Source organism: Streptomyces sp. CCM_MD2014, assembly GCF_000772045.1.
Taxonomy (GTDB): Bacteria; Actinomycetota; Actinomycetes; order Streptomycetales; family Streptomycetaceae; genus Streptomyces; species Streptomyces salinarius.
This window is the reverse complement of the sequence record NZ_CP009754.1, coordinates 1,062,416-1,080,793: the sequence shown is the minus strand read 5'-3', so window position 1 is coordinate 1,080,793 and position 18,378 is coordinate 1,062,416. Positions and strand designations below refer to the sequence as shown.

The window sequence follows — 18,378 nt, the reverse complement described above, 5'->3', positions numbered from 1 at the left end:
CGCCGCGCCGTGTGACGCGGGGTCACCGCGATATCCGCCGCCGGGGAGGTGAGTTCCGCGTCTTACGTGGTATGGGCCTAGCGGACGGGTATTTTCGGCCTCACCGACTGGAAAGGTGCCGCCTGTGACGCAGGACCGACCGAGCGACAAGGAAGAGCACGAAAGAGGCACGCTCCCGGGCGCGGAAGCGGGCCTGCCGGGGCAGGAGCACAGGCCCCGTACCGACCGCGTCGTCTTCGGCGTCACGGCCGTACTGACCCTGGCGTTCGTCATCTGGGGCGCCGCCGCCACCGACTCGCTGGAGGACGTCTCCAGCAGCATGCTCGGCGGCCTCCTGCACAACGGAGGCTGGGCGTTCACGCTGGCCGCCTCCGGCTTCGTGGTCTTCGCCCTCTGGCTCGCGGCCAGCCGCTACGGCCGCATCCACCTCGGCGCCGAGGGCGAGGAACCCGAGTTCCGGACCGTGTCCTGGGTCGCCATGATGTTCAGCGCGGGCATGGGCATCGGTCTGATGTTCTACGGCGTGAGCGAGCCGCTGGCGCACTACACCACGCCCCCGCCCGGCACGAGCCCCGCCGACTCCGGCGACCGCATGGCCACGGCCATGGCCACCACCCTGTTCCACTGGACGCTCCACCCGTGGGCGATCTACGCGGTGGTCGGTCTCGGCATCGCCTACAGCACCTTCCGCAGGCGCCGCAGGCAGACCATAAGCGCGGTGTTCACCCCGCTCATCGGCGAGAAGCACGCCAACGGCACCGGCGGCCGGGTCATCGACATCCTGGCCATCATCGCCACGATCTTCGGCTCCGCGGCCTCCCTCGGTCTCGGCGCGCTGCAGATCGGCTCCGGCATGGAGAAGCTCGACTGGATGGACAAGGTCAGCACCGGACTGCTCGTCGGCATCATCGCGGTGCTGACGGTGGCGTTCGTGGCCTCCGCCGTCTCCGGCGTGGAGAAGGGCATCCAGTGGCTGTCCAACACCAACATGGTGCTGGCCCTGCTCCTCGCCGTCTTCGTGTTCGTCGCGGGCCCCACCATCCTCATCCTCGACCTGCTGCCCACGTCCGTCTTCGCCTACCTCGGAGACCTGCCCCAGATGGCCGGCCGCACCGAGATCAGCGGCGGCAAGGAGGTCGCGGACTGGCTGGGCAGCTGGACCGTCTTCTACTGGGCGTGGTGGATCTCCTGGACGCCCTTCGTCGGCATGTTCATCGCCCGCATCAGCCGGGGCCGGACGATCCGCCAGTTCATCGGCGGCGTCATCCTGGTGCCCAGCACGGTCAGCCTGATCTGGTTCGCGATCTTCGGCGGTTCGGCGATGCGGCTCCAGGAGCAGAACCGGCTGGGCGACGACTCGACCCCGGAGGGGCAGCTCTTCGGCGTGCTCCAGGAGTACCCCATCGCCACCGCGACCAGCCTGCTGGTGATGATCCTCGTCGGCATCTTCTTCGTCTCGGGCGCCGACGCGGCCTCCATCGTGATGGGCACGCTCTCGCAGAAGGGCGCCCTCGAACCCAGCCGCTGGGTGGTCGTCGTCTGGGGTGTGGTGACCGGCGCCGTCGCGGCCATCATGCTCCTGATCGGCAGCGGCGAGGCGGACGCGCTCACCGGTCTGCAGAACCTCACGATCCTCGCGGCGGCGCCCTTCGTCATCGTGATGATCTTCATGTGCGTCGCCCTCATGCGCGACCTGCGCCGCGACGCGCTCATCGTGCGCGGCGAGATGGCCAACGAAGCCGTCGAACTGGCCGTCATCGAGGGCCACAAGCAGTACGAGGGCGACTTTGAGATCCGCATCGGCCCCGGCCCCGGCACGGAGGTGGAGGGCGACCCGATCGGCAAGCACCACGAGGACTGACCCCGGCCGCCCGCGCGAGCGGGGCCGGGACCGCGGCGTCAGGAGGCGAGCCGGGCCGCCTCCTGCGCGCAGCCCCAGGCCACGGTGACGCCCGCGCCGCCGTGGCCGTAGTTGTGCACGAGCCGCCGCCCGTCCGGCAGCGTGCCGAGCTCCAGCCGGACCGCGTCCCGGGCCGGCCGCAGTCCCACCCGGTGCGCGAGCACCCGCGCCCCGGCGATCTCGGGCCGCAGGGCCGCGCACCGCCGCACGATGGCCTCCGCGACCGCCGGGTCCGGCTCGGTCGACCAGACGTCGTCCTCGGCCGTCCCGCCCAGCAGGAGCCGGCCGGGCTGCGGAAGGAAGTAGGTCGTCTCACCGGAGTCGGGGTCGGCCGAGACCAGCCAGGTGCGGATGCCGGGGTTCTCCACGACGACCAGCTGCCCGCGCACCGGCCGCACGGCCGGGTCCGGCACCAGCTCCCGGGAAGCCAGACCGGTGCAGTTGACCACGACCGGCGCGTCCGCCTCGGCCAGCCCGGTCACCGCACGGTTCTCCACCGTGCCGCCCGCTGCCACCAGCCGCTCCCGCAGCCACGGCAGATGAGTCGACATGTCGATGAGCGGCAGCCGCGCCCACAGCCCCGAGCCCGTGTACTCGGCGGGCGTCGCCGCACGCAGCCCCGGCAGCCGGGCCGAGGCCCACGCGCCCACCTCGTCCAGGCCGGTCTCGCCGAGCACTCCTTCGACCATGCGCACGCCGGTCTCCTCGGGCCGCGCCGACAGCTCCTCGTACACGTCCAGGGAACGCAGCGCCCACGACTGCGCCAGCGCGACCGGCTCGATCCGGTACGGCCACCACAGCCCGCCCGCGACCACCGAGGTGGTCCGCTCGACGGGCTCCCGCGTCCACAGCCGCACCCGCCTGCCCCGCTCGGCGAGCACGACGGCGGTCGTCAGCCCGATCACCCCGCCGCCGACCACGACGACTTCACCGGTCAGTTCGCCATCCAGTTCGGTTTCCACACCAGGACGTTAACCGAACGCCCCGGGCCCGGCCCGGAGCGGCCCCGCCTCGCGGCCGGCGCAGGGGAAACCCGGCTGAGCCGGCACCGGGCCGCGACTAGGATCTACGGTCTGATGACTGCCACCCTCGTCGCCAAAGACCTCGCCGCCGGCCACGGCGACCGCTCCCTGTTCACCGGGCTCGACCTCGTCGTCGCACCCGGCGACGTGATCGGCCTCGTCGGGGCCAACGGCGCGGGCAAGTCCACCCTCCTGCGGATGCTCGCCGGGCTGAGCACCCCGGAGCAGGGCGAGCTGCGTCTGTCCCCGCCCACCGCCACCGTCGGCCACCTCCCGCAGGAGCCGGAGCGCCGCCCCGGCGAGAGCGTCCGGGAGTTCCTGGCCCGCCGCACCGGCGTCACCGACGCCCAGCACGCCATGGACGAGGCCACCCAGGCCCTGGTGGACGGCGCGCCCGGAGCCGACGACGCCTACGCGAATGCCCTGGAGCGCTGGCTGGCCCTGGGCGGCGCGGACCTCGACGACCGGGCGGAGGAAACCGCCGAGGCGCTGGGCCTGACCGTCGGCCTGGACCAGCCGATGACCTCGCTCTCCGGCGGCCAGGCCGCCCGCGCCGGCCTCGCCTCCCTCCTCCTCTCCCGCTACGACGTCTTCCTCCTCGACGAGCCGACCAACGACCTCGACCTGGACGGCCTGGAGCGCCTCGAACGCTTCGTGACCGGCCTGCGCGCCGGCACCGTCGTCGTCAGCCACGACCGCGAGTTCCTCACCCGCACCGTCACCAAGGTCCTCGAACTCGACCTCGCCCAGCGGCAGATCAACCTCTACGGCGGCGGCTACGAGGCGTACCTGGAGGAGCGCGAGGTGGCCCGCCGGCACGCCCGCGACGAGTACGAGGAGTACGCCGACAAGCGGGCCTCCCTCCAGGACCGGGCCCAGACGCAACGCGCCTGGATGGACAAGGGCGTCAAGAACGCCCGGCGCAAGGCGGGCAACGACAACGACAAGATCGGCCGCAAGTTCCGCAGCGAGGCCAGCGAGAAGCAGGCCGCCAAGGCCCGTCAGACCCAGCGCATGATCGAGCGCCTGGAGGTCGTCGAGGAACCGCGCAAGGAATGGGAACTGCGCATGGAGATCGCCTCGGCACCCCGCTCGGGCGCGGTCGTCGCCACCCTGCGCGACGCCGAGGTCAGGCGCGGCGACTTCGTGCTCGGTCCGGTCTCCCTCCAGATCGACTGGGCGGACCGGGTGGCGGTGACGGGAGCCAACGGCGCGGGCAAGTCCACGCTGCTCGGTGCCCTCCTCGGCCGCGTCCCGCTCGACGCCGGGCACGCGGCGCTCGGCTCCGGCGTCCTGCTCGGCGAGGTCGACCAGGCCCGCAAGCTGTTCCACGGCCCCGAGATCCTGCTGGACGCCTTCCGCCCCGCCGTCCCCGACACCGAACCGGCGGAGATCCGCACCCTGCTGGCCAAGTTCGGTCTCAAGGCGGACCACGTCACGCGCCCCGCGTCGAGCCTCTCACCCGGCGAGCGCACCCGTGCCGCCCTCGCCCTCCTCCAGGGCCGGGGCGTCAACCTCCTGGTCCTGGACGAGCCGACCAACCACCTCGACCTGCCGGCCATCGAACAACTCGAATCGGCCCTGGACGCCTACGAGGGCACTCTCCTCCTCGTCACCCACGACCGCCGCATGCTGAACGCGGTACACGTGACCCGCCGCCTGGAAGTGACGAACGGCAAGGTGGTGGAACGCACGTAGCTGTGGGCAGTCGTGCCTCCCCCAGTGCCCGAACGGCCTGGGAGGTGCCCCCAGGGCGGCACGGGTGGGCGGTGGGGGCACCTCCCGCCCGAGCGAAGCCGAGAGCGGGGGAGGCACCCGGCAACTGCCGGCCCGCGCGCCCCCCGCCCCGGCCGCCGGGCGCCTACGCCAACCCGGCCCGCCGCAACGCGTCCGCCATCGCCCCGTTGGACGGAGCGGGCGCCGACGCCGGACGCCCCTTACCGCCTCCGGCACCACCCTGCCGCTGCTGCCGCTGCCGGGGCGGCCGCCCGCCCCGCTCCTTCTTCGGCTCCCCCTGCGGCGCCGCTTCGTCGTCCAGCCGCAACGTCAACGAGATCCGCTTCCGCGGAATGTCGACGTCCATCACCTTCACCTTCACGATGTCCCCGGGCTTGACCACGTCCCGCGGATCCTTCACGAACGTCCTGGACATCGCGGACACGTGCACGAGCCCGTCCTGATGCACGCCGACGTCCACGAACGCCCCGAACGCGGCGACGTTCGTGACGACACCCTCCAGCACCATCCCGGACGACAGGTCGGAGATCTTCTCCACGCCCTCCTTGAAGGTGGCCGTCTTGAACGCGGGCCGCGGGTCGCGCCCGGGCTTCTCCAGCTCCCGCAGAATGTCCGTGACCGTCGGCAGACCGAAGGTCTCGTCCACGAACTGGTCCGGCCTCAGCGACCGCAGCACCGACGTGTTGCCGATCAGCCCGGCCACCTCCTGCCCGGCGGTCTTCACCATCCGCCGCACCACGGGGTACGCCTCGGGGTGCACACTGGACGCGTCCAGCGGGTCGTCGCCGCCCCGGATCCGCAGGAAGCCCGCGCACTGCTCGTACGCCTTGGGGCCGAGCCGCGGCACCTTCTTCAGCGCGGTCCGCGACCTGAACGGCCCGTTCGCGTCCCGGTGCGCCACGATGTTCTCGGCGAGCCCGGAGGTGATGCCGGAGACCCGGGCCAGCAGCGGCGCGGAGGCCGTGTTGACGTCCACCCCCACGCCGTTCACACAGTCCTCGACCACCGCGTCCAGCGAGCGGGACAGCTTCACCTCGGAGAGGTCGTGCTGGTACTGGCCGACGCCGATCGACTTCGGGTCGATCTTCACCAGCTCGGCCAGCGGGTCCTGCAGCCGCCGGGCGATCGACACCGCGCCCCGCAGCGAGACGTCCATGTCGGGGAGCTCCTGGGAGGCGAAGGCGGAGGCCGAGTACACGGAAGCGCCCGCCTCGGACACCATCACCTTGGTGAGCTTCAGCTCCGGGTGCTTGGAGATGAGTTCCCCGGCGAGCTTGTCGGTCTCGCGGGAGGCCGTGCCGTTGCCGATGGCGATCAGTTCGACCGCGTGCTCCTTCGCCAGCCGCGCCAGCTTGGCGATCGCCTCGTCCCAGCGGTTGGCGGGGACGTGCGGGTGGATGACGTCCGTGGCCACGACCTTGCCGGTCGCGTCGACCACGGCGACCTTCACACCGGTACGGAAACCGGGGTCCAGGCCGAGCGTCGCCCGGGTGCCGGCCGGGGCGGCCAGCAGCAGGTCGCGCAGGTTGGCGGCGAACACGTTCACCGCCTCGTCCTCCGCCGCGGTGCGCAGGCGCAGCCTGAGGTCGATGCCGAGATGGACCAGAATGCGGGTGCGCCAGGCCCAGCGGACCGTGTCGCCCAGCCACTTGTCCGCGGGCCGGCCCCGGTCCGCGATCCCGAACCGGCTCGCGACGATCGCCTCGTACGACGACGGCCCCTCGGTGGGCTCCTCGGGCTCCAGGACGAGATCGAGCACGTCCTCCTTCTCGCCGCGCAGCATCGCGAGCACGCGGTGCGAGGGCAGGTCGGTGAACGGCTCGGCGAAGTCGAAGTAGTCGGCGAACTTGGCGCCCGCCTCCTCCTTGCCCTCCTTGACCTTGGCGGCGAGCCGCCCGCGCTGCCACATCCGCTCGCGCAGCTCGCCGATCAGGTCGGCGTCCTCCGAGAACTTCTCCGTGAGGATCGAGCGCGCCCCGTCCAGCGCGGCCTGCGGATCGGCCACGCCCTTGTCGGCGTCGGCGAACGCGGCCGCCGCGGCCAGCGGGTCCACCGACGCGTCGGCGAGCAGACCCTCGGCCAGCGGTTCAAGACCCGCCTCGCGCGCGATCTGCGCCTTCGTGCGCCGCTTCGGCTTGAACGGCAGATAGATGTCCTCGAGGCGCGCCTTGGTCTGCGCCGAGCGGATGCGCGCCTCCAGCTCCTCGGTGAGCTTGCCCTGCTCGCGGACCGAGTCGAGGATCGCCGCCCGCCGCTCCTCCAGCTCCCGCAGATAGCGCAGCCGCTCCTCGAGCGTGCGCAGCTGCGCGTCGTCGAGCATCTCGGTCGCTTCCTTGCGGTAGCGGGCGATGAAGGGCACCGTCGAGCCGCCGTCGAGCAGCTCGACCGCGGCCTTCACCTGCCGCTCCCGTACGCCGAGCTCGTCGGCGATCCTGCTTTCGATGGACCCTACGTCGGGTGTCGTCACGATCCCGTACCGCCTTCTCACTGAGGTTGCGCGGCAATTGTGGCAGGTGGCGACGACAATCGGGGATCAGGGCGCCGTCCCGGAGGCGGAAACCGCGCGGAGGCGGCCCGGGATCAGACCCGGCGGCCCCGGGTGGCGGACGAGGCCCCGCCGAACAGCCGGGCCAGGGCCCGGAAGGGAAGCGTCACCACGGTGGCGACTGCGCCACCGATCTGGCGCAGTACGTCTGCGATGGCACGGAACACGAGTTGCCCCTTTCGTCTCCCGGCCGCCCAGGCCGGGAGACATACGGGTACCTCCGTACCGGCGCCGTATGCCCGCCCGCACGCCCGCTGTGCGCGCCTGTGCACGCCCGGGCGTGTCGTCGGCCCGGCAGCCCGTCAGCCCGTCAGCGCTTGGCGAGCAGGTCCGCAGGGAAGGCACCCGCACCGAGCGCCGTGCGCGCGAAGGCCGACCCGAGTTCCGTCAGGCGTGCCACGCCCTCCGCCCCCAGATGCGCGTAGGGCGCCGCGTCCAGCCGGTCCGTCTCCCGTTCGATCCCCTCGCGCAGCGCCGTGCCCTCCTCGGTCAGCCCGCCGGCCGCATCGACCAGCCCGCGCTCGCGCAGCCGTCCGACGGCCGCGTCCCACTCCTCCCGGGTCCATCCCCGGGTGGTGAAGACCCACTTCGGTGCCAGGCCCTTGCCGGTCGCGGTGTGCGTCACCAGCGCCTCCAGGCCGTCCAGGCCCGCGGTCAGGAGCGCGGCGAGGTGACCGTCGCCGCGGTGCTCGCGCAGCAGTGTCGCCGCGTGCCAGAACGCCAGGTGCGGGGCGTCGGGCACGGGCAGGTCCGCGTGGGCGGAGTAGAGCGGGCGGGCGCTGCGCGAGCAGCCCTCGGCGGCGCGCAGGGCCAGTTCGGCCGCCTCCGCCATCCCGGACGACGCCACGGCCTCCTCGCCCAGCAGCCGGCGCAGCGTCGCGTCCACGGCACGCAGACGTGCCGCCAGCGCCTGCTCCGGCGTGACCTTCTCCCACACGGCGGGCACGTGCCGGGCGACGAGGTCGTGCTTGTAGTTGTAGAACGCCGCCGTCACGGCGCCGGCGCCGACCGGACCCAGTGCGGCGGCCCGCGCCGCGAAGTTGACGGCCGGGGCGTCGGTGACCCCGAGGGCGCCCAGCTCACGGCCCAGGTCGGGGGAGAAGTAGTGCGTCGAGTGCAGGGAGTTGAGCGCGTTGTGGCAGCGGCGGCCCGCGCGTGCGTCGATCGCGGAAGTTGTCATGCCACGCACGTTACCAACCGCTCAGTACGTTCCTCGGGTCCGTGCGAGGCATGGCAGGAAAGGAGGGGTTCTCGTCATTGCGGCCGTCCCGCGGGGGGCGAAGAATCCTCGGCATGGCGCAGCGAACCCGGCACACCGGGCGGACCGTACTGGTAGTCCTCTTCGACGACGTGCAGAGCCTCGACGTCACCGGCCCCGTGGAGGTCTTCGCGGGCGCCGAGAAGCACACGCCGGGCACGTACCGGATCCGCACGGCATCACTGGACGGTGCGCCCGTGCGCACCTCCAGCGGTCTGACCGTCGTACCGGACCAGGCGCTCGCCGAGGCGCCGCCGCCGGACACCCTGGTGGTCCCCGGCGGCCAGGGCACCCGCGATCCCGACCCGCGCCTGACCGCATGGCTGCGTGAGCACGGGCCGCGCCCCCGGCGCCTGGTCTCCGTCTGCACCGGCGCGATCCTGCTCGCCCGGGCCGGACTGCTGGACGGCCGCCGTGCCACCACGCACTGGGCCTACAGCGACCGGCTGGCCCGCGACCACCCGGCCGTGGACGTCGACCCCGACCCCATCTACATCCGGGACGGCAACGTGGCCACGTCCGCCGGCGTCACCTCCGGCATCGACCTCGCCCTGGCGCTGGTGGAGGAGGATCTGGGCCGGGACGTCGCCCTGACCGTCGCCCGGCACCTGGTGGTGTTCCTGCGCAGGCCCGGGAACCAGGTCCAGTTCAGTGCCCAGCTCGCCGCCCAGACCGCACGGCGCGAACCGCTGCGGGAGCTCCAGCAGTGGATCACCGAGCACCCCGGCGCCGATCTGAGCGTCGAGTCCCTCGCCGCCCGCGCCAGCCTCTCGCCGCGCCACTTCGCCCGTGCCTTCCGGGCGGAGACCGGCACGACGCCGGGCCACTTCGTCGACCGGGTCCGTCTGGAGCACGCCCGGCGGCTGCTCGAGGACACCGGTGACGGCGTCGAGGAGGTCTCCCGGGCCAGCGGCTACGGCACGCCGGAAGCCATGCGCCGCGCCTTCGTCAAGGCTCTCGGCACCGCACCGGCGGAGTACCGCCGCCGGTTCCGGTCCGCGCCGGCCCGCTGAAACCCGTACCCGCACCGTCGTCCACCGACCCCGGAAGGAAACACGTGCAGATCGCCATCGTCCTCTTCGACCGCTTCACCGCCCTCGACGCCGTCGGCCCGTACGAGACCCTCGGCCGTCTCCCGGACGCGGAGACCGTCTTCGTCGCCGAGCACACCGGCCCCGTCCGCACCGACACCGGGAACCTCGCGCTCACCGCCGACCGGACCCTGACGGACGCACCGGCCCCCGACATCGTCGTCGTCCCCGGCGGGCCCGGTCAGAGTACGCAGATGGAGAACGAGACCCTGCTGGACTGGCTGCGCGCCGCCGACGCCACCAGCACCTGGACCACGTCGGTGTGCACCGGTTCCCTGCTGCTCGCCGCCGCCGGGCTGCTGGAGGGGCGACGCGCCACCTCGCACTGGCTGGCGCTGGACTTCCTGACGCAGTACGGAGCCGAGCCGACCGGGGAACGGGTCGTCACCGACGGCAAGTACGTCACCGCGGCCGGTGTCTCCTCCGGCATCGACATGGGACTGACCCTGCTCGGCAGGATCGCCGGCGACGAGCACGCGCAGGCGGTGCAGCTCCTGACCGAGTACGACCCCCAGCCGCCCTACGACGCCGGGTCGCCGGCCAAGGCGCCCGCGCACCTCGTCGAGGAGTTCCGCGGCCGGAGCCGGTTCATCCTGACGTAGGCCCGCTCCAGCCGAAGCGCGGCCGCCTGCGTTCCAGGAAGGCGGCGACCCCCTCCGCGGTGTCGCCGCTGCCGCGTGCCTGCGCGGCCCAGTGGGCGTCCCGGTCCGTGCGTCCGTTCGCGAACTCCTTCGCCGCGGACTGCGTCAGCAGCGAGCGGGACGCCAGCACCCGGGTGAACTCCGCCACCCGTTTGCCCAGTTCGCCCTCCGGCAGCACCTCGTCCACCAGACCGGTGCGCAGTGCCCGCGCGGCGTCGATCAACTCCCCGCTGAACAGCAGGTACTTCGCGGTGGCGGGACCCGTCAGCGCCACCAGCCGCCGGGTCGCGGACGCCGGGTACACGACCCCCAGCTTGGCCGGGGTCACGCCGAACAGCGCCGTCTCCTCGGCGAACCGCAGATCGCAGGCCGCCGCCAACTGCGCCCCGCCTCCCACGCAGTGCCCCCGGATCGCCGCCAGCGTCGGCTTGGGGAACGCGGCGAGGGCCTCTTCGGCGCGTACCGCCAGCTTCTGCGCCTCCTCCGCCGACTCGCGCAGCGTCGAGATGTCGGCCCCGGCGCAGAACGTCGCGCCCTCACCGGTGACCACCAGCGCCCGCACCCCGGGATCGGCGGCCAGGTCGTCGAGGAGGCGGGGCAGCGCCCGCCACATCGCGGCCGTCATGGCGTTGCGCTTGGCCGGGTGGTGGACGACGACGGTGGCGACCGAGTCGGCGACCCGGTGCAGCAGCTGCGGCTCCATGGAACCGGATGCTATCCACCGGCCCTCCGTTCCGGGCGTCCGGGCGTCCGGGCGTCCGGCGTCCGGACGGCCGGCATGCGGCGAGCAGGCGGGACAGGAACGGTCGCGTGTCATGCGTCAACGATCAGAAACCGTTCGATATCTGCTGACTTGTGTTCAGCTCCCGGGTGCAGCCCGGCGCGTTACCAACACTCAGGGGTGTGGTGACAATCGAGCCCAGGGGTGGCGACCGGACCATGGACGAGACCGGGCCCGCCGGGCCGCTGCCGTACGAAGGTGTCTGGCGGTTCACCGCCCCCGCCGTGGACGCCTCGGTGCCGCAGGCCCGGCACGCCGTGCGGGACCTGCTGACGCGGCAGGGCGTGCCGGTCTCCGACGACGTCGCGCAGGCTCTCCTGCTGATCGTCTCGGAACTGGTCACGAACGCGGTCCGGCACGCGGCGGTGCTCTCGCCGGAGCTCGCCGTGGAGGTCGCCGTCGGCCCCGAGTGGGTGCGGGTGGCCGTGGAGGACGACCATCCCTACCGTCCGACCGCCCTGGAGACCGACCACGGCCGCACCGGCGGGCGCGGCCTGCTCCTGGTCCGCGAGATGACCCGGGAGGCGGGCGGGGCGTGCGACGTCGCCCACACCGCGAGCGGCGGCAAGGTGATCTGGGCCGCCCTGCCGCTCAAGCACGCGCAGCGGTAGGACGTTCCACGGCGGGCCCGCCGCGCGGTGCCCGCCGCGGGGACGCCCGCGGCGGGCGTCCCGTCACCAGCCCGCGGACGCGCCCGTCAGTTCGCGGACGGCCGGCCGGGCCGCGTCGAGCACTGTCATGAACCACGCCGAGAAGGTGTCCTTCGCGTGCCGCTCGGTCAGCTCCGCCGGGGAGACGAAGGCCGTCTGCGCCACTTCCTCCGGGTCCGGCCGCAGCCCGGCCTGCACGAGTCCGACGAAGAGATGGTTGTACTCCTGCTCGACCAGCCCCGAGGCCGGGTCGGGGTGGTTGTAGCGCACCGTGCCCGCCTCGGCGAGCAGGGAGGGCGACACCCCCAGCTCCTCGTACGTCCGCCGGGCCGCAGCCGCGAACGGCGCCTCGCCCGGGTAGGGGTGACCGCAGCACGTGTTGGACCACACACCGGGGGAGTGGTACTTGCCCAGCGCCCGCTGCTGGAGCAGCAGCCGTCCCCGCTCGTCGAAGAGGAACACGGAGAAGGCGCGGTGCAACCGCCCCGGCGGCTGGTGCGCGGAGAGCTTCTCCGCGGTGCCGATCGTCACGCCGTTCTCGTCGACCAGTTCCAGCAAAATCGCGTCTGCGGTGCCGTTCGACGAGCTGGGCGTCGCGGTGGCAGGAGTGATCGGCATACCCATCCTTCACATCGGTCCTCGCGCCCCAAGTGTGCCGTACGAATCCGGCACTCTCGGCACTTCCCGGCACACCCGCATGTCCCGGGTGACCGTACGGGCACCGGGGGCGTCCGGTCGGACACCGAGCAGGGGTCCGATGGAAGATCATTCCCGGCGCCGCCCTCCGGAAATCCCCCGAGTCGTCGTGCCCGGGAGGGCATGGCGGCGGACCGGACGCGGACGGGGGCGTTCGACAGCGCGCCCCGGTGCGCACGCGCCCCCTGCCCCGTGCGGCGGGCCGCCTCCCGTACCCGGCAGCGCCTCAACGGCACAGCCGTGCCTCGTGCTCCGCGTGACCGCTCGGCTCCAGCTGGAACGTGCAGTGCTCCACGTCGAAGTGGTCGCCCAGGCACCCCTGCAGCTCGTGCAGCATCTTCTCGTGGCCGATCGCGCTCAGCGCCTCGCCGTTCACCACCACGTGCGCCGACAGCACGGGCATGCCCGAGGTGATGGTCCAGGCGTGCAGGTCGTGGACGTCCTCCACTCCGTCGAGGGCCAGTATGTGGGCGCGCACCTCGGCGATGTCCACGCCCTTGGGAGCCGCCTCGAGCAGCACGTCCAGGGTCTCGCGCAGCAGCCGCACGGTACGGGGCACGATCATCAGGCCGATGAGCAGCGACGCGATCGGGTCGGCGGGCTGCCAGCCGGTGGCCAGGATCACCAGCGCGGAGACGATCACCGCCAGGGAGCCCAGCGCGTCCGCCGCCACCTCCAGGAAGGCGCCCCGTACGTTCAGGCTCTCCTTCTGGCCGCGCATCAGCAGCGACAACGACACCATGTTCGCGACCAGGCCGATCGCGCCGAAGACGACGGTCGGCCCGCCCGCTGTGTCGGCCGGCGTGATGAACCGGTCGATCGCCTCGTACAGGACGTAGCCGCCCACCCCGAGCAGCAGCAGACAGTTGGCCAGGGCGGCCAGGATCTCGGCGCGGGCGTAGCCGAAGGTGCGGCGGTCGCTCGGCGGGCGGCTCGCGAAGTGGACGGCCAGCAGAGCCATGCCGAGCCCCAGGGCGTCCGTCGCCATGTGGGCGGCGTCGGCGATCAGTGCGAGCGAGTCGGCGACCAGACCGCCGACGATCTCGACGACCATGACGGTGAGGGTGATCGCCAGCGCCACCCGCAACCGGCCCCGGTACGCGGCGGTCACCGTCCCGCCGGCGTGCCCGCCGTGCGCGTGCCCGTGATCGTGCCCAGCCCCCATGAGAAAGCCGCCTCCTCGTCCGAAAGGGCGTCCGGCCCCCGGTGCCCGGAGGACAGTCAACTACGGGTGGGGGGTATCCGGCAACGCGGCACTGAACACCGTTGTCATGTGCCCTGACCTGGGGAAACGTCATGCAGGTCAGCGCGCCGCGGGGCATTCGGAAGCGTCACGTCCGCCGAATGGCGGCAGCGTCCACGCGAAGCCGCCCTGACCCTGTGCGAACGACCGCCGACGCTCTGCGATGTCCGCGATGCCCGGTCTGGGAGCGCGGTTTGTGAGGCGGGCCCCGGATCCACGATGATGATCGCGGCGAAGGCAGGTGCAAGCGGCGTCGACCGACCGTGAAACGGGCGGTGAACACGGCGTTCCCGGCATCCGATAACCTCTGCCGACATGCCGCCCGGGTGCCCCAGGCACGGGCGCTCCACCATGCACAGGCCCGGCGCACAGGCGCCGGCACCAGGGAGTGAGTTCGGTTGCCGACCGCCATCCTCACCGGTCAGCCGGTCCCCGGTTCGTCGATCGAGAGCGAGCTGCGGTCCCTGGGCTTCGACGTGCACCTCGCCACCGGCGCCGCCGACACCGAGACGCTGCTGGCCCGCGTCCCGGGCGAGCACCGGGTCGCCGTGGTCGACGCCCGCTTCGTGGGCCACCCGCACGCCCTGCGCCTCGGCCTCACCGACCCACGCTTCCCGCTCGCCGCGATCCCGGGCGCCGTGACCGCCCAGCCGGCCGCCCGCCAGGCGCTGACCCGCGCGATGGCCCGCGAGAACTCCGCCGTCGGCGGCGGCACCGCGCAGGGGGGCGCCCCCGCGCGAGCGAGGCCGGGCGTGGGGCAGGCGGACAGCCTCGCCGACCGGATCACCGCCGCGCTCGACGCCGACGGCGCCGACGTGCACCGCCCCGAACTGGGCAGTCTCGTCGCCGCCGTCCCCGCCGACCCGCAGGCCCGCAACGAGGCACGGCAGGCCGTCGCCGCCGTCGACGACGAGGCCGTACGCCTGAAGTCGGCGGTCAAGGCCCGCGACGGCTTCGTCACCACCTTCTTCATCAGCCCCTACTCCCGCTACATCGCCCGCTGGTGCGCGCGGCGCGGACTGACCCCCAACCAGGTCACCACCGCCTCGCTGATCACCGCGCTCATAGCGGCGGGCTGCGCCGCCACCGGCACCCGCGCCGGCTTCGTCGCCGCCGGCGTGCTGCTCATCGCCTCCTTCGTCCTCGACTGCACCGACGGACAGCTCGCCCGCTACTCCCTGCAGTACTCCACGCTCGGCGCCTGGCTCGACGCCACCTTCGACCGGGCCAAGGAGTACGCCTACTACGCGGGCCTCGCCCTCGGAGCCGCCCGCGGCGGCGACGACGTATGGGCCCTCGCCCTCGGCGCGATGGTCCTCCAGACCTGTCGCCACGTCGTCGACTTCTCCTTCAACGAGGCCAATCACGACGCCTCGGCCAACACCAGCCCCACCGCCGCCCTCTCCGACAAGCTCGACAGCGTCGGCTGGACGGTATGGGCGCGCCGCATGATCGTGCTGCCGATCGGCGAACGCTGGGCGATGATCGCCGTGCTGACCGCGCTCACCACGCCCCGGATCACCTTCTACGCGCTGCTGGTCGGCTGCGCGTTCTCCGCGACGTACACCACCGCCGGCCGCGTCCTGCGCTCGCTGACCCGCAGGGCCACCCGCACCGACCGGGCCGCCAAGGCGCTGGCCGACCTCGCCGACTCCGGCCCGCTCGCCGAGGCCGCCGCCAAGGGCCTGCGGTCCGCCGCGCGCCGGCTGCCCCGCTTCACCGCCCCCGCCGTCGCCCTGCTCGGCGGCGCCGCCGTCGTCGCGACGGCCGCGCTCACCGATTTCGGCGGCGCCTGGCCGCTCGTCGCCGCACTCGTCTACGTCCTGACCTCGGCCCTCGCCGTCGCCCGCCCCCTCAAGGGCGCCCTCGACTGGCTGGTCCCGCCGTTCTTCCGGGCCGCCGAATACCTCACCGTCCTGTTCCTGGCGGCGAAAGCCGACGTGAACGGGGCCCTTCCGGCGGCTTTCGGGCTGGTGGCCGCGGTCGCCTACCATCACTACGACACGGTCTACCGCATCCGCGGCGACGCGGGCGCGCCGCCGCAGTGGCTGGTGCGGACGATCGGGGGGCACGAGGGCCGCACGCTGGTGATCTGCGTGCTGGCCGCGCTGCTCACCGCCCCGCAGTTCAAGCTCGCGCTCACGGTCCTCGCCGTGGCCGTGGCACTCGTGGTGCTCGTCGAGAGCATCCGCTTCTGGGTCGCCGCCCACAAGGTCGGCGCACCCGCCGTACACGACGAAGGAGAACCCGCATGATCGGCCTCGTGCTGGCGGCCGGCGCCGGACGCCGTCTGCGCCCCTACACCGACACCCTGCCCAAGGCACTGGTCCCGGTCGGCCCCGAGGACGCGGAGGACAGCATCACGGTGCTCGACCTGACGCTGGCCAACTTCGCCGAGGTCGGCCTGACCGAGGTCGGGATCATCGTCGGCTACCGCAAGGAGGCCGTGTACGACCGCAAGGAGGCGCTGGAGCAGAAGTACGGCGTCAAGCTCACCCTGATCGACAACGACAAGGCCGAGGAGTGGAACAACGCCTACTCCCTGTGGTGCGGCCGTGACGCCCTCAAAGACGGCGTGATCCTCGCCAACGGCGACACCGTGCACCCCGTCTCCGTCGAGAAGACCCTGCTCGCCGCCCGCGGCGACGGCAAGAAGATCATCCTCGCCCTCGACACGGTGAAGAACCTCGCCGAGGAGGAGATGAAGGTCGTCGTCGACCCCGACAAGGGCGTCCAGCGCATCACCAAGCTGATGGACCCGGCCGAGGCGACCGGCGAGTACATCGGCGTCACCCTCATCGAGGGCGAGGCCGCCGCCGACCTGGCCGACGCGCTGAAGGCCACCTTCGAGCGCGACCCGCAGCTCTACTACGAGGACGGCTACCAGGAGCTCGTCAACCGCGGCTTCAAGGTCGACGTGGCGCCGATCGGCGACGTCAAGTGGGTCGAGATCGACAACCACGACGACCTCGCCAAGGGCAGGGAGATCGCGTGCCAGTACTGACGAGGCTCATCCCGTCGCCGGTCGTCGTGGACATCCGCGCGGGTGCCCTCGACGACCTGGGATGCGTACTCGCCGACGAGCGCATCTCCCACTCGGGCAAGCTCGCCGTCGCCGTCAGCGGCGGCTCCGGCGCCCGGCTGCGCGAGCGTGTCGCCCCGTCGCTGCCCGGCGCCGACTGGTTCGAGGTCGGCGGCGGCACGCTGGACGACGCGATCAAGCTGGCCGGCGCCATGAAGGGCGGCCACTACGACGCGGTCGTCGGTCTCGGCGGCGGCAAGATCATCGACTGCGCCAAGTTCGCGGCGGCGCGCATCGGCCTCCCGCTGGTCGCCGTGCCGACCAACCTCGCGCACGACGGCCTGTGCTCGCCGGTCGCCACCCTCGACAACGACGCCGGCCGCGGCTCCTACGGCGTGCCGAACCCGATCGCCGTCGTCATCGACCTGGACGTGGTGCGCGCCGCCCCGGCCCGCTTCGTGCGCGCCGGCATCGGCGACGCCGTGTCCAACGTCTCCGCGATCGCGGACTGGGAGCTGGCCAACCGGGTCAAGGGCGAGAAGATCGACGGCCTCGCCGCCGCGATGGCCCGCCAGGCCGGCGAGGCCGTGCTGCGGCACCCCGGCGGCATCGGCGACAACGACTTCCTCCAGGTGCTGGCCGAGGCCCTGGTCCTCACCGGCATCGCCATGTCGGTCTCCGGCGACTCGCGGCCCGCCTCCGGCGCCTGCCACGAGATCAACCACGCCTTCGACCTGCTCTTCCCCACCCGCGCGGCCTCCCACGGCGAGCAGTGCGGCCTGGGCGCGGCCTTCGCGATGTACCTGCGCGGGGCCCACGAGGAGTCCGCCCACATGGCGGAGGTCCTGCGGCGGCACGGGCTGCCGGTGCTGCCCGAGGAGATCGGGTTCACCCCCGAGGAGTTCTTCCGGGCCGTGGAGTTCGCCCCCCAGACGCGGCCCGGCCGCTACACGATCCTCGAGCACCTCGACCTGAACACCGACCAGATCAAGGACCTGTACGCCGACTATGTCAAGGCCATCGGTAGCTGAACTACGCCCGGTCGTCCATCCCGCGGGGGTCAAGGACCGGCGCAGCGGTGAGCACTGGGCGGGACGCCTCTACATGCGCGAGGTCTCGCTGCGGATCGACCGCTACCTGGTGAACACCAGGATCACGCCCAACCAGCTCACGTACCTGATGACCGTCTGCGGCGTGCTCGCCGCACCGGCGCTGCTCGTGCCGGGCGTCTGGGGCGCCGTGCTCGGCGTGGTCGCGGTCCAGCTGTACCTGCTGCTGGACTGCGTGGACGGCGAGATCGCCCGCTGGAAGAAGCAGTACTCGCTCGGCGGGGTCTACCTGGACCGGGTCGGCGCCTACCTGACCGACGCCGCCGTGCTGGTCGGCCTCGGCCTGCGCGCCGCCGACATCTGGGGCACGGGACGCATCGACTGGCTGTGGGCCTTCCTCGGCACCCTGGCCGCGCTCGGCGCCATCCTGATCAAGGCCGAGACCGACCTGGTGGGCGTCGCCCGCCACCAGGCGGGGATGCCCCCGGTCAAGGAGGCCGCCTCCGAGCCGCGCTCCTCCGGCATGGCGCTGGCCCGCCGGGCCGCCGGGGCGCTCAAGTTCCACCGGCTGATCCTCGGCATCGAGGCGTCCCTGCTCATCCTGGTCCTCGCCATCGTCGACCAGGCGCGCGGCGACCTGTTCTTCACCCGCCTCGGCACCGCCGTACTCGCCGGCATCGCGCTGCTGCAGACCCTGCTGCACCTCGTGTCCGTCCTCGCCTCCAGCAGGCTGAAGTGAGCGC

At 72.7% G+C, this 18,378-nt stretch carries 16 protein-coding genes; 9 read left to right on the top strand and 7 right to left on the bottom strand.

The features are described 5' to 3' along the window. Window positions 1-124: 124 nt before the first annotated feature. Window positions 125-1,861 carry a BCCT family transporter gene (locus NI25_RS04760; protein WP_061441238.1) on the top strand — a complete coding sequence of 579 codons (1,737 nt, stop codon included), beginning with the start codon at window positions 125-127 and terminating at the stop codon, window positions 1,859-1,861. A 38-nt stretch (window positions 1,862-1,899) separates the two neighbouring features. Here the strand turns inward: NI25_RS04760 and NI25_RS04755 are convergent, their stop codons facing one another. Further along, window positions 1,900-2,862: an FAD-dependent oxidoreductase gene (locus NI25_RS04755; RefSeq protein WP_061441237.1), complete on the bottom strand. Its 963-nt coding sequence runs from the start codon at window positions 2,860-2,862 to the stop codon at window positions 1,900-1,902. Window positions 2,863-2,976: 114 nt separating this feature from the next. Between NI25_RS04755 and NI25_RS04750 the strand changes: the two genes are divergently transcribed. Further along, a complete protein-coding gene (locus NI25_RS04750; protein WP_061441236.1) occupies window positions 2,977-4,620 on the top strand; it encodes an ABC-F family ATP-binding cassette domain-containing protein in 1,644 nt (547 codons plus the stop codon). Window positions 4,621-4,783: 163 nt separating this feature from the next. Here NI25_RS04750 and NI25_RS04745 read toward each other — a convergent pair whose 3' ends face one another. The 3 genes from NI25_RS04745 to NI25_RS04740 form a co-directional block, all read right to left on the bottom strand. Further along, on the bottom strand, window positions 4,784-7,126 hold the full coding sequence (locus NI25_RS04745) for a Tex family protein (protein WP_061441235.1): 2,343 nt from the start codon (window positions 7,124-7,126) through the stop codon (window positions 4,784-4,786). A gap of 113 nt (window positions 7,127-7,239) precedes the next feature. Beyond that, a complete protein-coding gene (locus NI25_RS40460; RefSeq protein WP_007389050.1) occupies window positions 7,240-7,371 on the bottom strand; it encodes an LPFR motif small protein in 132 nt (43 codons plus the stop codon). A gap of 143 nt (window positions 7,372-7,514) precedes the next feature. After that, a complete protein-coding gene (locus NI25_RS04740; protein WP_061441234.1) occupies window positions 7,515-8,384 on the bottom strand; it encodes an SCO6745 family protein in 870 nt (289 codons plus the stop codon). Window positions 8,385-8,497: 113 nt separating this feature from the next. Here NI25_RS04740 and NI25_RS04735 point away from each other — a divergent pair, with 113 nt between their 5' ends. Further along, window positions 8,498-9,475 (top strand): GlxA family transcriptional regulator, encoded by a 978-nt coding sequence (locus tag NI25_RS04735; RefSeq protein WP_061441233.1) that lies wholly within the window; start codon window positions 8,498-8,500, stop codon window positions 9,473-9,475. Between the two features lie 44 nt (window positions 9,476-9,519). Further along, entirely contained in the window at window positions 9,520-10,155 is a 636-nt protein-coding gene (locus NI25_RS04730; RefSeq protein WP_061441232.1) for a DJ-1/PfpI family protein, read from the top strand. On the opposite strand, the gene NI25_RS04725 is transcribed toward NI25_RS04730, so the two are convergent. Next, the gene (locus NI25_RS04725) at window positions 10,142-10,897 is read right to left on the bottom strand and encodes an enoyl-CoA hydratase/isomerase family protein (protein ID WP_061441231.1); all 756 of its coding nucleotides are present in this window, start codon (window positions 10,895-10,897) and stop codon (window positions 10,142-10,144) included. The genes NI25_RS04730 and NI25_RS04725 overlap by 14 nt on opposite strands. Window positions 10,898-11,133: 236 nt before the next feature. Here NI25_RS04725 and NI25_RS04720 point away from each other — a divergent pair, with 236 nt between their 5' ends. Then, window positions 11,134-11,586 (top strand): ATP-binding protein, encoded by a 453-nt coding sequence (locus NI25_RS04720; RefSeq protein WP_061441230.1) that lies wholly within the window; start codon window positions 11,134-11,136, stop codon window positions 11,584-11,586. Window positions 11,587-11,649: 63 nt separating this feature from the next. Here NI25_RS04720 and idi read toward each other — a convergent pair whose 3' ends face one another. Continuing rightward, entirely contained in the window at window positions 11,650-12,243 is a 594-nt protein-coding gene (gene idi, locus NI25_RS04715; protein WP_061441229.1) for an isopentenyl-diphosphate Delta-isomerase, read from the bottom strand. Between the two features lie 304 nt (window positions 12,244-12,547). Beyond that, window positions 12,548-13,486 (bottom strand): cation diffusion facilitator family transporter, encoded by a 939-nt coding sequence (locus NI25_RS04710; protein WP_061441228.1) that lies wholly within the window; start codon window positions 13,484-13,486, stop codon window positions 12,548-12,550. A 476-nt stretch (window positions 13,487-13,962) separates the two neighbouring features. Here NI25_RS04710 and NI25_RS04705 point away from each other — a divergent pair, with 476 nt between their 5' ends. Genes NI25_RS04705 through NI25_RS04690 form a run of 4 tightly spaced genes read left to right on the top strand, consistent with a single transcriptional unit; the run spans window position 13,963 to window position 18,374 of the window. After that, window positions 13,963-15,819, top strand: a complete 1,857-nt coding sequence (locus NI25_RS04705) for a DUF5941 domain-containing protein (protein WP_061441227.1) — start codon at window positions 13,963-13,965, stop codon at window positions 15,817-15,819. Then, on the top strand, window positions 15,816-16,568 hold the full coding sequence (locus NI25_RS04700) for a sugar phosphate nucleotidyltransferase (protein WP_061441226.1): 753 nt from the start codon (window positions 15,816-15,818) through the stop codon (window positions 16,566-16,568). The genes NI25_RS04705 and NI25_RS04700 overlap by 4 nt, the downstream gene beginning before the upstream one ends. After that, window positions 16,556-17,617 (top strand): iron-containing alcohol dehydrogenase family protein, encoded by a 1,062-nt coding sequence (locus NI25_RS04695; RefSeq protein WP_061441225.1) that lies wholly within the window; start codon window positions 16,556-16,558, stop codon window positions 17,615-17,617. Before NI25_RS04700 ends, NI25_RS04695 begins: the two co-directional genes overlap by 13 nt. Continuing rightward, window positions 17,595-18,374: a CDP-alcohol phosphatidyltransferase family protein gene (locus NI25_RS04690; RefSeq protein ID WP_078884505.1), complete on the top strand. Its 780-nt coding sequence runs from the start codon at window positions 17,595-17,597 to the stop codon at window positions 18,372-18,374. Before NI25_RS04695 ends, NI25_RS04690 begins: the two co-directional genes overlap by 23 nt. Window positions 18,375-18,378 lie beyond the last annotated feature (4 nt).

Coding starts and splice junctions, on each gene's coding strand:
- NI25_RS04750 (WP_061441236.1), top strand. CDS start 2,977: ATGACTGCCACCCTCGTCGCCAAAGACCTCGCCGCCGGCCACGGCGAC.
- NI25_RS04740 (WP_061441234.1), bottom strand. CDS start 8,384: ATGACAACTTCCGCGATCGACGCACGCGCGGGCCGCCGCTGCCACAAC.
- NI25_RS04735 (WP_061441233.1), top strand. CDS start 8,498: ATGGCGCAGCGAACCCGGCACACCGGGCGGACCGTACTGGTAGTCCTC.
- NI25_RS04725 (WP_061441231.1), bottom strand. CDS start 10,897: ATGGAGCCGCAGCTGCTGCACCGGGTCGCCGACTCGGTCGCCACCGTC.
- NI25_RS04720 (WP_061441230.1), top strand. CDS start 11,134: ATGGACGAGACCGGGCCCGCCGGGCCGCTGCCGTACGAAGGTGTCTGG.
- idi (WP_061441229.1), bottom strand. CDS start 12,243: ATGCCGATCACTCCTGCCACCGCGACGCCCAGCTCGTCGAACGGCACC.
- NI25_RS04710 (WP_061441228.1), bottom strand. CDS start 13,486: ATGGGGGCTGGGCACGATCACGGGCACGCGCACGGCGGGCACGCCGGC.
- NI25_RS04700 (WP_061441226.1), top strand. CDS start 15,816: ATGATCGGCCTCGTGCTGGCGGCCGGCGCCGGACGCCGTCTGCGCCCC.
- NI25_RS04690 (WP_078884505.1), top strand. CDS start 17,595: ATGTCAAGGCCATCGGTAGCTGAACTACGCCCGGTCGTCCATCCCGCG.